This is a genomic window from Carboxylicivirga longa, from assembly GCF_050589825.1.
GTDB lineage: Bacteria > Bacteroidota > Bacteroidia > Bacteroidales > Marinilabiliaceae > Carboxylicivirga > Carboxylicivirga longa.
Window position 1 is genome coordinate 122,831 of sequence record NZ_JBNGOZ010000002.1, and the last position, 13,579, is coordinate 136,409.

The 13,579-nt window shown below is 42.3% G+C and carries 14 protein-coding genes; 4 read left to right on the top strand and 10 right to left on the bottom strand.

Annotated features, from left to right (window positions below; genetic code table 11):
- Positions 1–37 precede the first annotated feature (37 nt).
- From pflA to ACRD7A_RS02245, 3 genes are all read left to right on the top strand, one after another.
- Positions 38–763, top strand: a complete 726-nt coding sequence (gene pflA, locus ACRD7A_RS02235) for a pyruvate formate-lyase-activating protein (RefSeq protein ID WP_430809715.1) — start codon at positions 38–40, stop codon at positions 761–763.
- Between the two features lie 33 nt (positions 764–796).
- Positions 797–1,576, top strand: coding sequence for a formate/nitrite transporter family protein (locus ACRD7A_RS02240; protein WP_430809716.1), 780 nt, complete (start codon positions 797–799; stop codon positions 1,574–1,576).
- Between the two features lie 111 nt (positions 1,577–1,687).
- A complete protein-coding gene (locus ACRD7A_RS02245) occupies positions 1,688–1,957 on the top strand; it encodes a cysteine-rich small domain-containing protein (protein ID WP_430809717.1) in 270 nt (89 codons plus the stop codon).
- A 44-nt stretch (positions 1,958–2,001) separates the two neighbouring features.
- Here the strand turns inward: ACRD7A_RS02245 and mnmL are convergent, their stop codons facing one another.
- The 8 genes from mnmL to ACRD7A_RS02285 all read right to left on the bottom strand — a co-directional run bounded on the left by mnmL (position 2,002) and on the right by ACRD7A_RS02285 (position 9,796).
- Positions 2,002–2,949 carry a tRNA modification radical SAM protein MnmL/YtqA gene (gene mnmL / locus ACRD7A_RS02250; protein WP_430809718.1) on the bottom strand — a complete coding sequence of 316 codons (948 nt, stop codon included), beginning with the start codon at positions 2,947–2,949 and terminating at the stop codon, positions 2,002–2,004.
- A 67-nt stretch (positions 2,950–3,016) separates the two neighbouring features.
- A complete protein-coding gene (locus ACRD7A_RS02255) occupies positions 3,017–4,027 on the bottom strand; it encodes a hypothetical protein (RefSeq protein ID WP_430809719.1) in 1,011 nt (336 codons plus the stop codon).
- Between the two features lie 93 nt (positions 4,028–4,120).
- A complete protein-coding gene (locus tag ACRD7A_RS02260; RefSeq protein ID WP_430809720.1) occupies positions 4,121–4,696 on the bottom strand; it encodes a hypothetical protein in 576 nt (191 codons plus the stop codon).
- 396 nt (positions 4,697–5,092) lie between these two features.
- The gene (locus ACRD7A_RS02265) at positions 5,093–5,422 is read right to left on the bottom strand and encodes a nucleotidyltransferase domain-containing protein (RefSeq protein ID WP_430809722.1); all 330 of its coding nucleotides are present in this window, start codon (positions 5,420–5,422) and stop codon (positions 5,093–5,095) included.
- Complete coding sequence (locus ACRD7A_RS02270) at positions 5,422–5,913, bottom strand: nucleotidyltransferase substrate binding protein (RefSeq protein ID WP_430809723.1); 492 nt, start codon at positions 5,911–5,913, stop codon at positions 5,422–5,424. Before ACRD7A_RS02270 ends, ACRD7A_RS02265 begins: the two co-directional genes overlap by 1 nt.
- A 182-nt stretch (positions 5,914–6,095) precedes the next feature.
- Positions 6,096–7,220, bottom strand: coding sequence for a redoxin domain-containing protein (locus tag ACRD7A_RS02275; protein ID WP_430809724.1), 1,125 nt, complete (start codon positions 7,218–7,220; stop codon positions 6,096–6,098).
- Between the two features lie 155 nt (positions 7,221–7,375).
- Positions 7,376–8,455 carry a lactonase family protein gene (locus tag ACRD7A_RS02280; protein WP_430809725.1) on the bottom strand — a complete coding sequence of 360 codons (1,080 nt, stop codon included), beginning with the start codon at positions 8,453–8,455 and terminating at the stop codon, positions 7,376–7,378.
- Positions 8,456–8,653: 198 nt separating this feature from the next.
- Positions 8,654–9,796, bottom strand: coding sequence for a hypothetical protein (locus ACRD7A_RS02285; RefSeq protein ID WP_430809726.1), 1,143 nt, complete (start codon positions 9,794–9,796; stop codon positions 8,654–8,656).
- Between the two features lie 169 nt (positions 9,797–9,965).
- On the opposite strand from ACRD7A_RS02285, the gene ACRD7A_RS02290 reads away from it, so the two are divergent.
- Positions 9,966–11,579 (top strand): dipeptidase, encoded by a 1,614-nt coding sequence (locus tag ACRD7A_RS02290; protein WP_430809727.1) that lies wholly within the window; start codon positions 9,966–9,968, stop codon positions 11,577–11,579.
- Between the two features lie 75 nt (positions 11,580–11,654).
- Here the strand turns inward: ACRD7A_RS02290 and ACRD7A_RS02295 are convergent, their stop codons facing one another.
- Positions 11,655–12,872, bottom strand: coding sequence for a cation:proton antiporter (locus ACRD7A_RS02295; protein WP_430809728.1), 1,218 nt, complete (start codon positions 12,870–12,872; stop codon positions 11,655–11,657).
- Between the two features lie 145 nt (positions 12,873–13,017).
- On the bottom strand, positions 13,018–13,575 hold the full coding sequence (locus ACRD7A_RS02300; RefSeq protein ID WP_430809729.1) for a PhnA domain-containing protein: 558 nt from the start codon (positions 13,573–13,575) through the stop codon (positions 13,018–13,020).
- Positions 13,576–13,579: the final 4 nt, after the last annotated feature.

The window sequence follows — 13,579 nt, forward strand, 5'->3', positions numbered from 1 at the left end:
TCTGCTTCTGCCTACTTACTTTTTAAACCAAAAAAATATGCTAAGAGTACATTCCATTGAATCATTAGGCACCTACGACGGCCCCGGCATTCGTTTGGTCATCTTTTTACAGGGCTGTAACTTCAAATGCCTGTATTGTGCCAATGCCGACACCATTACGGCAAAGGGCGGCTCCGAAACAACGGTTGAAGAACTTGTTAGCATGGCCAACAACCAAAAAGCCTTCTTTGGGAAGAAAGGCGGCGTCACTTTTTCAGGCGGCGAGCCACTTCTGCAAGCCAAACAACTAGTGCCGGTAGTTAAAGCTTTAAAAGAGGCAGGTTTTCACATTTGCATCGACACTAATGGCAGCCTGCTGAACGACGATGTAAAAGCCGTACTTGAACATACCGATATTGTGCTGCTCGATGTAAAGCACATTAACAACGAGAAGCATCAACTTTTAACCGGCAAAAAAAATGACAACACCCTGGCCTTTATAGATTATCTTAGGTCCATTGACAAGCCGGTGTGGCTGCGCTATGTGCTTGTACCGGGCTACTCCGATGATCCTGAACACCTGCATCAACTGGGGCAGCACTTCCAAAATTTCCATAATATTGAAAAACTGGAGATACAACCCTACCACGAACTGGGTGCCCACAAATATGAACACATGGGCTGGGAATATAAACTGAAGCATGTAAAGGCCAACACACCCGAACAACTGGATGCGGCATATGCCATCCTGAAAAAATATTTTAAGGACGTGGTAATCAACTAATCCAACAAGCTACTCACCATTAAAATACTAACAATGAATTATTATTCAGCAAAAGAAATTGTTGAACAAGTAAATAAAGTGGCACAGGCCAAGGCCGACACAAATGCCAATAAAACCTTTGTACTGGCGCTGTTGGCCGGTGGATACATTGCCATGGGCGGACTCCTGGCCATCGTAGTGGGCGGCGGCCTGCCCGGTATCAGTGCTAGTAATCCGGGTATTCAGAAGCTGCTATTCGGTGCAGTCTTCCCCCTGGGTCTCATCCTCTGTGCCATTGCCGGTGCCGATCTGTTCACAGGCAATACAGCCTATTTTATACCGGGACTGCTGTCTGGCAAGCGCTCGGTGAAAACTATACTTAAAAACTGGGGCATCGTGTATGTTGGCAACTTTATTGGTTCTCTCATCGTGGCATTTCTATTCGCATACTACTGCGGACTTTTCAGCAAGGAGCCGTGGTTAAGCAGCACCATTAGCATTGGCGAGTACAAAACAGCATCACCCTTCTTAAAAACCATGGTAAAGGGCATTGCCTGTAACTGGATGGTAGCCCTGGCCATGTGGCTGGCTTATGCCGCCAAGGATGTGTCAGGTAAGATACTCGGCATCTGGTTTCCCATCACAGCCTTTGTGGCCATGGGATTTGAGCACAGTGTGGCCAATATGTTCTTTATCCCCACCGCCATTTTCTACGGTGCTGACGTAAGCTGGACTACCTTCCTGTTTAGCAACCTGCTGCCCGTTACGCTGGGTAATATCATTGGTGGGGCACTCTTTGTGGGAACGGCGTATTGGTTTGTTTACGAGAAGTAAATTAGATACTTTTGCACAAGTTTACAATAAACTCATCGTATGACCAAACTACTGATTATCAGTTTAGTCATACGATGAGTTGTATCTTTCAGACACACTAAAACAGGCCGCATGGAACTCAAAACAGAAAATTACAAGTTCATTCAGCACAATAAATGTGAGTTTTTTCCCTGTCACAAAGTAAAAAACGTGGCGGAGTTCAATTGCCTGTTCTGCTTCTGCCCTCTTTATATGCTTAAGGACAAATGCGGCGGGAATTTCACCTACCTCAATGAAGTAAAAGACTGCAGCGCATGCACCATACCCCATAGTAAAGGAGGCTACGACCACATTATGAGTAAAATGGCAGAGGTAATCAAAATAGGTAGCCAAAGAGATTAGAAAAGTGGCGCAAGAGTTACCTCTCCACCGCTCTATCTTCCTTTTTATTGATTCAGCGAGCTGTACAAACGGCCCTGCCAGGTATCTTTTTCTGCCAGGCGCTTCTCCACTTTTGTTACAAACTCAAAATTCTTAAGTCCCCAGCGTGGTGCAATGAGTAGGTTGTGCGGTGCCTGACTGATAAAACGCTCCATCACAATGCGAGGGTTCATCAGTTCGAGAAAATCAAGCACCAGATCCACAAACTCTTCTGCCTCATAAAGCTTAAAATAGTCCGGTTGATCATCATATAGCTTGGCAAAGGCACTGCCTTTAACGATTTGCAGCTGATGGAGTTTTAAGAAACTAATGGGTAACTGAGATACTTCACGGGCATGCTGCAGCAATTGCTGTCTGTCCTCCCCCGGTAAGCCCAGAATCAGATGAAGCCCCACAGGAATACCGGCCGCAGCGATACGCTTGGTAGCATCCACCGTTTCGGCATGACCATGGCCACGGTTAATCTGTCCAAGGGTATCATCATTGGTTGATTCCGCACCCAGCTCAATGGCGATATAATAATCTTTGCGCCACTCCTTCAAAACTGCCAACAGCTCATCGCTGATGCAGTCGGGTCGGGTACCCAAAACGATGCCCTTTACTTTAGGGTGACTCAATGCCTGTTGGTATTGGGCAATCAAATGCTCGGTTTCGCCATAGGTATTGCTGTAGGCCTGAAAATATGCCAGGTATTGTTGCGTTTGATACTTGGGTCGAAAAAATGAAATACCCTTGTCTATTTGCTCGGTAATCGTCAGCTCAGGACCACAATACGAAGGATTGAAAGTACTGTTATTACAAAAAGCACAGCCCCCGGTACCCTTTGAGCCATCGCGGTTAGGACAAGTAAAACCGGCATTGACCGATACCTTCTGTACCCGCTCGCCAAAAGTGCGTTTTATGTATGAACTATAATCGTTATATCGCTTCTCGTGCCCCCAGGGATATTGCATAACTGTTGTATTTTGGGCGGCAAAGGTATAAATTATACCGATCATTTAGTAGATTCGCTCATGCGAGCTATCCATTTAATTTATTTATCAATGCCACAAGCTCATGATTGGAAGCTCCATAGCTAACAATGTTAATTTTCAATGGCGTGTTTTTGAATTTTGATACAGACAGTTCAAGCGCATCCAGAATCCATTCTGCTTTGTTTCCAAAGGCATCACCGCCTACGAGTGTTAGAAATACTTTTGGACATCCTGTTCGTCCATGATTAATTAACGCTGCATAAAGGGTAGCTTCATAACTTGCCTCTAAAATTAGCCGCGCAAAACTTTCCCAATATACGAATGCAATATCTGAGTAGGCTACGGGCAAAGCCGAGCAGTAAGCCTGCGAAACCAAATGATTTGATTCTCCAATCGTGACCTCTGTATCCCACTGTATTCCAATTTTCAGCTTCTCTTTTAATTGTTCGCGTTGTGATTGGCATACATTATTGAGTTGGGCATTTATTTTGGCAATCCCTCCTCTGCTGGCTAAGGCATAACCATTACGCATACTCCACAATGCTTCCTTATCATTCCCCAATTCTTTTTCAATAAGCTCCAAGCAATTAATTTGATTGCTTGAAGACTGCCCTATTTGATTGTTTACAGAGGCAAAATAGTTCCTATAAATAGTACCGGCACCACAGGCAATGGCGCATGCCGGCCCCTGCGTATAATCATGCTCATAAATTCCAACTCCTCTTTCGGGTGAAATATGCGGCCCAACCATTTCCAATAAATTAAATTGGGAAGCCGCTTGAAAAAGGGCATTGCGATTGCTTGGCTTGCTGTGCAAATCCTGAACATCACTCACAATTTCATTGATACTCATAACTCCCTTGTTACCCACTTTTTGTGCTTGCTGTTTAAGCTCTTTCAAGGTAGGTATTTCAAGTCTTCCAAATTGGTATGACTCATTATTAACAAGTGAGAGGAGTTTATTTCCTATGATGGAAATTTTATTTCTTACATTATCCGGGCTTTGTTCTTCAAATCCCATTAAATCCTCAAACCACATCTCTATTTCAATTATCAATTAGCACTTGCTGCATCTTATAAACTGCAAATACAGTAATTGCAAATACCATAATATCCTGGATGTTTCATCTTCAATTACAACTTTACTGATTTAGTCTTCCATGATGCATCGCGCCATTTCTGCCGTCTTTATTACATTCCTCCTTTTAACTGAAAAAGCTTCATTTTTTCCTTCAAATTCTATTGCTAAAGCTGTAATTCCACCGATACTCGATATTTGCTGCATTTGTTCCCTTGAACAATCAAAGAAAATACTGTAAACGGAACTTACGTCAGTTGATTGGGCTCTTACTTTTTTAACCTCATCTCTTGTAGAATACAACTTTAACATCTCTCCAGAATTTAACCGCATTCCCAATTCTGTTCCCGCTGGGATTACATATTCATGCAATATTCCGTGAAAGTAAATGTATAGTTCAATTTGAAGTACCCCACCGATGTTGTGGAATTTCAAAATACCCAATGTAAATGGTAGATTATCACTAAGTACCTTAGGAGGCGGATTATTTATAGAAATAAGCTTTATTTCACTCATTTTAATCACCTCTCCTGTTACAGGATTGATTTTACGCTCCTTATATTTGCATTTTTTTTGTGCTTGTAAATTACTTGCAAAGCCCATTGAAAGGACAAGCAGAACCAGTGGCAAAAGCGACTTTCTCTTCATTGCTTTGATTTAAAGGGGTTGAACAAAGCTAACACTCAATATTTAACAGTATTCGTTATTAATACAAATATTTTGGCTTGCATTAATGAGTATAATTTTGAAAAAAAATCTGACCAAAACAAATATTATCCCCTAAAAATCAAATATTTATATCTCACTCGCGATTGTCAGTTTTTCAGCTAAATTCTGCTAGCCAATTTTAGGTAGCTTCAGACTTCAATAAACTCTATAAAGTATCGATTACCCTGATCTTAAATATACCCTGCAGGTTTATAGGGAGGGATGGCGCTAATAGTAAATTGTATGAGTAGTGACAGATTGCGTGGTTATTTCCTGTCAAACCGCTACAATGATTGAGCGTGCTACAGGCCTCTAAATTTACTACATCGCCTGCCATTACTTATACAATTGGCCACTGGGCTTTATTCCTTTCTCATATAATATGATCCCAACTCGTTTTATATGCTGTATTAACTCTTGATTATCAAGTTTATCAAATATTGAAATGTCTATATTATATGGTAATAACAAATCATCTAGTTCAGTCTCAATTCTCAGAAGCTTATTTAAATTTAATTTATCACCAACTAAGCTAATATCAATATCAGAACCTTCTCTATAATTACCTTTTGCTCTTGAACCGTAAAGAATAGCTTTGTAAATATCAGGATAATTAGCAAATACTGATATTATTTTATTTATATGTAATTCATTTAATCCGTACATTATTCCTTATCAAATAAACTTTGTTGTTCTCCAGTTCTTTTTCCTTCCATTACTTCTTGAAATTTCAGAAATGCAGAATGATATTCATTTATAATTTTTAAATATATTTCATTAGCTGTTTCTTCATTATAGGTATGTGATGTTTTAATTCGGCTTTTTATCATATCCATCCACATATCTCCATTTTCAATAAGTTTTGTAGAGAAAGCAAATCTTATAGCGTCTCTAGAACCTCCTATTTCAGAATTTCCTTGATAAAAAGCATAATCTTTCATTACGTTCCAAGCCATCTCATATGTATATTCAAAACGTTGAATTAATCCTTCCTTTATAATCTCTTCAAGAACACCTTCTGCATCTTCATTCTCAATTTCCAGTTCGTTCTTTTGGAGTTCCTTTTTTATATAATTTATAGCTTCAGATAACTTCTTTAATGCCTTGTTATAATTGGAAAATCTTTGTTCCCATCTTATATCTTTTTTGTCTGTCATGATGCTTCCTTTATTGCATTATAAAACTCTCTAAAGTTAAAAATTAATTATTAGTCATTGATGGGAGTACATACTAAGCAATTTCATTTCTTATTGGATTGTGCTTTTGCCTGTGGCCAACGGTCAGGCTATGAAGCCTAGCTTGTGTTGCGCCTGCGGCAAGCATGCTTTATGAGCCATTGTTACAAACCGTTATTGTTTTCGCTAAAAATTAGATCTAACTCATAATCCGCTGAACTTTCATTGCATAGCCTATACTTAATTATTTTACCATCTGGATTTATTAAATAATTCTGAGGTATAAACTTCACATCATAAATAAGAAATGCCTCATTTCTCCAACCTTTCAAATCTGATATATTTACCCATTCTATAGAGTCTTGTTTAATCGCATTTACCCACCTCCGTTTTTCAGTATCTCCGGATATGCCTATAATTTCGAAACCTTTTGAGTTGAATTTCTTGTATATCCGTCTTAACCACTTATGAGAGCCACGGCAAGGTGCACAACGTGAGTCCCAAAAATCGAGTAAAACATACTTTCCTCTATAATCAGAAAGACTGATTGTATCGCCCTTTGGAGTTACTTGCTGTATTTCAGGTGCAATGTCACCAACTTTCGGAGGATCTGGCAAATTAATATATTCTTTTATCTCAACACCTTGTTTTAATGATTTTAATTCTTCTGAAAGGTTTTGGTATATGTTTTTAATTTGTTTTTTATTCAAATGTCTATAAGCCATACAGCACTCTTCATACAAAGAAGTTAAAGTAACATATGAATTCGATTTATTTAGTAGAAAGCTAGTAATACTGTCGATTAAGTTTTCCTGTAACCATTCAATTTTTAGTGAATCCTTTTTTTTCTCTTCATTTGATTTGAAGTGAATTTGTTCTCTTAAAGTGTTGATTTGTTTATTAGCATTGTTTATGAGTAAAATATAGTCTTCGAATTCAGAATGCATTTCGGAACCTAAAACTTCTAAGTTCTTGAGGAATCTATAATCACCATTTATTGTAATTTCTGATGGTTCAAGCCAAATGATTTTTCGATCCCTAAATTCATATTTATTTCTTCTATTATGCAAATAAAATTTACGAGGGGTGCTTAATTGAACTTTGAAATCAATTTTCCCATTCAAAACCTTTATTGAATCAACTAACTTTTTGTTTTCGTAATTCGTCAAGAACAAGGTCGTTGAATCAGGTGCATTTTCTAATGTCCCTTTGAGTTGACAGTTTCTTTGTTGAGTATTACACGAAACAATGATGGCTAAGGTAATAATTAAGGTTAGTTGTGTTTTCATTTTTAATGGTTTGTAACTTCTCTATTGACTCACCTTTTCCTTCTATTGCCCTTTTAAGCAAATCAAAAGTTTGTAGTTATAATTTTCTTTTTTTCACTTAATATTATAATACTTTTAGGTCACTATTACCCCGCAGTATCATGTTGTAAGTAGGTCTAATGAAACAGCACACATGCAGGGCTATCTGCTTTTATTTCACTCATGTACTGTAATAAGCCACTTTGAGCATCACGCTGAAAGGCCGCAAGGTTGTGCGATCGTTGGTTGGCTACCACCAGCAAGGCGCCATCCGGAGTAAGCGCAAAGTTACGGGGCCAGTCGCCGCGCACAGGCTCATAAGCAATGGCTTGCAGCTCTTTTCCGGAATCAGATATGCTGAAGATGCCGATGGAGTTATGCCCGCGATTGGAAGCATAGAGAAAACGCGCATCGGGCGACAGATGGATATCTGCACAGTAACTCTTGCCTGTAAAATCATTGGGTAAGGTAGATAAGGTGGCCATCACCTGCCATCCTTGCCCTTCCCTGCTTACAACTGACACGGTGCTGTTGAGTTCATTGACCACATAAAGCAGCTTGCCATTGGGATGAATGGCTAAATGCCGTGGTCCGCTGCCACTAGCTAGCGATAAGCTATCCATCCGGTGCATAGCTTGATCTTTCAGTTCATAGAAAATAAGCTGATCAAGTCCTAGATCCAGTGCCACTACATTTTTAGCATCCAAAAACCAGGTCGAATGCGCATGGGAGCTAACATCTGAATCATCCGATCTATGTTGTGCCACATCCAGTAAGGGTGACAACTGCCCTGCGGCATCTACTGTAACATATCCTACATTGCCTCCGCTATAATTAGCCAGCAGCACATCACCAGCCGACCCAACCGCAATATGACAGGGATGCGCCCCGCCCGTGGCGGCCGTGTTAAGCACTTTTAGTCCATCATCTTGTCGTTGATAGGAGTGAATAATACCCGTTCCCTCATCGTCCACTTCACTAACGGCCAACAGCGTTTGACGCCCATTGGCCCAGGTCAGGTAAGAAGGATTAACCATGGAAGCTGCCAGGCGCAGGGTATCAAAGGTACCATCCGCACGCAGCGCACCTTGATAAATCCCTTCACTTTCGCCATCGGTGTAAGTGCCCAAATAGTATGTATAGCTTTTCCCATCAGGCTTATCACTACACGACCAGAGTAGGAATAGTATTGATATCAGCGAAAATAGGTTCTTCATGCGTTCTTCTTATTTTATTGTTCTTAGATCATCTGAACGCTAAAGATAGAAAAAGCCATTGACACATCCGCTCCAGTATGCTGCGCACGCAGGAAAAATGCTATTTAAGCGCAACATCAGCCCCGTCCATTAGGTTCCTCCCATCCTGTAGACTAGGAAAGGTGCCCATAGGCAGGGAGATCTACCAAAGATTACATTCTAAATTTCGTGATTCACCCCTTTACTTTTGGGCTTAAACCTTGCCTTCGCCAACAAATATCCCAGCGTGAAAGGCATACCAAAGAGCACAGCCACCAATACAATGACCACGAATACAATAAGCCATGATATACGTCGCACAAAACGAATAAGATTATCGGTGGTTTCCTCAATCAGCACCTTGCCCGAGACGGTCAAATCCTCTTTCAACAATACGCGCTGCTCATTTAGATACTTTTGCAAGGCATCGCGCTCATTGGATAGCTCATAGATACTAGATTCCATGCCCCGGTTGAAATCATGCACAAGAGGAGTCAGCTCCTCACGCAGCCGCACTGCGATGATGCCCATCATCTCGGGCGACTCCTGAGCCACTATGGCCAGGCGATTCAACATCTGCGACAAGGAATCGATGCGCGCCAGATAAGGCTCCACAAGCGTATCATTCTCAAAGGTTAGTAATAGCAGTTCCTTCTCCCAGGCCAACTGCGACTTAATCTGCTCGTTATACACACTAATGCGGTCGGTAAAATCATTCACCACCTCGGCACCGGTACCTATGGTAGTAGTATAAAGCGAATCGGGGATATTCAGGTGCTTTATTAGATGGGGACGCGTATCCGATTTTGTAAACTGCCAGCCTTGTATTGCTTTAGGCAGGGGATAGTTGTCCACAAAAGATGCCAACTGCTGATAGCGGCTACGATCATTGCTCCTTCGTGCCAAATCATCGATCTCAACATAAAGATCATGGGCACAGTCCTGCGCCAGATGAGTGTGCTCGCCAAAAACCTCAGCGCCCTCCCCATCAAAATAGTTCTTCATCTGACGAGCCAGCAACCAGGTATCAACCAGCGATATCTCGGGGTCGGTTTGAAAAGCCGTGCGCGTGCAAGCCGATGTGGCGGCACCTTTCCATTTAATGGCTTCGGCACGTATACTCAAATCGCTGCTGAGACCTGCTATGGAATCGGCTGTTTGCACCACCAAGCCACTAAAGGTTTTGTAATAGGAACGAACAGCCAATCGATTATTCAAATGCTGCGCAGGAAGGGGATCCGTGCCATACTGTGGTTCAAACTTAATTAAAGAACAGGCCGATAAACCCAAGGCAAAAGCCATTAAAATAATATATGCTCTCATGGCAATGAATATTGTATTATACTATAAGTGTAGGAAAAAATAAGGGCTAATTTCACCCAAATAACCTTATTATGATTGTTGTTAGGCCTTATAAAATTAGCTTTTATTAGTTTTAAGCGCAATAAAATATGTTTGAAAGCTACATACTCAAAATTAAAGATGCATAATCATGATTAAAAAAACATCGTGCCTGCTATTAATGGCCTTTCTGGGCAGCATTATCGCACAAGCACAAACCTTATCAGAACAAAAAAACAATCCCTTTTTTGGTGAGACCTGCACCAGTATAATGGTGGGCAAAGCCGCCACCACCGATGGCTCAGTCATTACCTCGCACACCTGCGATGGCCGTTACCGTACCTGGCTTACAATTGAAACAGGCCAAACCTTTGACAACGACACTACTACACCTATTTATAAAGGCAAGCTAAAAACTGAAACCCCTTGGGATATGCGCAAGATGCAGCAGGTAGGCACTATACCACAGGCAAAGGAAACTTACAGCTTTTTAAACACAGCCTATCCCTGTTTAAACGAAAAGCAGCTGGCCATTGGCGAAACGACTTTTGTGGGACCCGAAGAGTTGGTGAATGAAAAAGGCATGTTCCTGATTGAAGAGCTGCAGCGCATTGCGCTGGAACGCTGCTCGACTGCGCGCGATGCCATTCAACTAATTGGTGAACTGATTGAAGAATATGGTTACGGCGACTGGGGCGAATGTATTACCATAGCGGACAAAAAGGAAGTATGGCAGATGGAAATTGTGGGCGAAGGGCCAGATAAGATTGGTGGTATCTGGGCGGCGCAGCGCATTCCTGACGGGCATGTGGGCGTATCGGCCAACATATCGCGCATCGGCGAAATAGACCTTAAAGACAAAGACCATTATATGGCTTCGAAGAATGTGAAAACGGCCGCCAAGAAGCTGGGGCGCTGGGACGGAAAGAAACCCTTTAAATTCTGGAAAGCCTATGGCGATGTGGAGAAGCCTTTTAAAATTCGCGAATATTTCATTTTGAACGCATTGGCTCCTTCATTAAATCTTGATTTTAATGCTAATGAACTACCCTTTTCAGTAAAGCCCGATAAAAAAGTGTCGGTGCAGGATGTGATGGCACTCTACCGTGAGACCTACGAAGGTACAGCCTACGATATGACACAAAACCTGTTAGTGACCAAAAAGAAATACAACGACAAAAAAGAAGAGATTGGCGTTGACACCATTAAGTCACCCATTGCCAACCCATGGATGGGACGCAGTGAGCGTAACCTTTACAACCAACTAAATGAAGGAACGGTTGAATTCCAGCGTACCGTGGCTGTTGCGTGGTGCTCTTATTCAGAGATTATACAACTGCGCGACTGGTTACCGGACGAGATTGGTGGCATCGCATGGTTCAGCTTTGACAACCCCGGTCAGTCGCCTCGAATCCCTATTTACTCGGGCACGACCCAGCTACCTGAGAGCTTTAATTTTTGCGGTCAGAAGCGTTACCGCGAAGATGCAGCCATCTGGCAATACCGCAAGGCTAATAAGCTGGCTACGCTGGCATGGCAATCTACCAAAGACGACTTTTTGAAAGAAGTCGCTTATTTTGAAGAGAAAGGACTGACAGAAACAAAAGAATTAGAAGCACGCATAGCAAAACTCATTGAAGCGAATAAGCAGACAGAAGCCAAGGCGCTGCTCAACCGCTACACGAAAGACTTCACAGGTGCCACTATGCTGCGCTGGAAAGAGCTGGAAGAAAAATACTGGACCCGATTTGGATTGGGTTTCTAAGCCTAGAAAGCAGAAGGAAAATCGATAATAGAGGTTCGTATCTTTATTGGAATCGTATTAATAAAGATGCGAACCTTAATTCTTTGACAATAATCTTGGGCCAAACGCTTTGATACCAATCGCACCGAGGGGTGCTGTAGTAACAATACTTAGTACAGCCATGGCCAGAATTATCTGCCCTGTTTCGATGGGTACAGAACCTAGCTTACCGGCCTCAATTAAAGTAAGGGGCACAGCACCAATGGCGGCCTGCACCGTTGCTTTGGGCCAGTAGGCAATCACACAAAACAGCTTCTCCTTATTATTAAGTGCCGAGCTCAGCAAGACGATCCACACTCCTGCACTACGAGCAGCAAGCCCCAGCACCAGAAGCAACAATCCGGCACCCAACAACTCTGTATCCAACTGATTAATCTGCACTTCAGTACCAATGTACACAAACAGCAGTATCTCAGATAGTACCCATACTTTATTAAATTTGGCCGATAGACGTTTTGCCAACTTGCCATAGCGCTCCAATATGATAAAACCAATGGCCATGATGCCCAGAAGGCCTGCAACGGGGATCATGCTTTTTACAGCCTCATACTCGCACAGCTCATAAAACACCACAGCTACAATCATAAAGATGATGACTTTCTTGGTGTCGCGAATGTGGAAATGTTTAAAGAAGGCCACCAAAGCGATGCCCAGCAAACACCCCAGTAAAGCACCCATCACAATTCCGGCAGGCACCTGCCACAATAACTGTCCAACATGTATCTCGGCACCGGCCGCTAAGCCCACAAAAACACTGAAGATAGTAATAGCAAATACATCATCCACCGAGGCACCTGCCAACACCAGAGTAGGCACTTCTTTTTTCCTTCCCCAGCCTTTATCTTTCAGATCAAGCATGGTGGGTACTACCACGGCAGGCGATACAGCCGCTATGATAAAGCCCAGCATCCCTCCTTCTATCCAACTGAAATGGAAAATATAATGCGCCATGGCCATCACCGTTAGTCCTTCGAACACGCCGGGTATAAAACTCATATTAATGGCAGGACGGCCAACCTTATGCAGCGTCTCTCGATTAATACCAAGACCCGCCCGGATGAGAATAACAAGGAGTGCAGCTGTTTTCAACTCTTTGAGAAGCAACGACACCTCCGGATCCACCACATTGAGCACTCCGGGTCCCACCACAACACCGGCCACAATTAAACCCAGAATACCGGGCAGACGCACTAAAGAAAAAACGTAATAAAGTATTAGTGCCAGGGTGACGATTAAGGCTATGTTGAGGAGCATATTGGAGAAGGTGAAAAGGTTGAAGAATTGGTGACTGGTGAATTGGGAAACTGATGAATTGGTGAATTGGTGAATCGTTAAATTGCTTCTCTGCTAAAATATAAACTCAGTTATTCAGTTTAACAATTCACCAATTTTTCATTAACTAGTTCTTCTTCACATATTTCGTAAGAATGAAGATGGTTTGACCATTAACCTTACCAACAATATGCTCCGGGTCATCCGCCGCGAGCCCGATATTTCGAACGGGAGTACCTCGCTTAGCAGTAAAACCACCACCTTTAACATTCAAGTCTTTAATCAATACCACAGAGTCGCCTGCCTTTAACTCTACCCCATTACTATCGATATACTTCAATTCTTCCTCTTCCGCTTTGGCCCATTTCAGTGTGTCATCATCCAGGTACAGCATGTCCAGCAAATCCTGAGTCCAGTCGGCCTCAAGCTTGTTCAGCAAGCGATAGGCCATCACCTGCACAGCAGGCTCAGTGCTCCACATACTGTCATTCAAACAGCGCCAGTGATTGGCATCCATCGTATCAGGTTGCTCAATCTGCGAACGGCATATTTCACAGCACAAAATGCAATTGGCAACATCCTCACCCTCTACGGGTGGTACCTTATACACGCCAAGGCCTTCCTTGCTTCCACATAGTTCACATTTGCTTTCGCTTCGCGCCATCAGCGCCTTTTCAATACTCATTTTA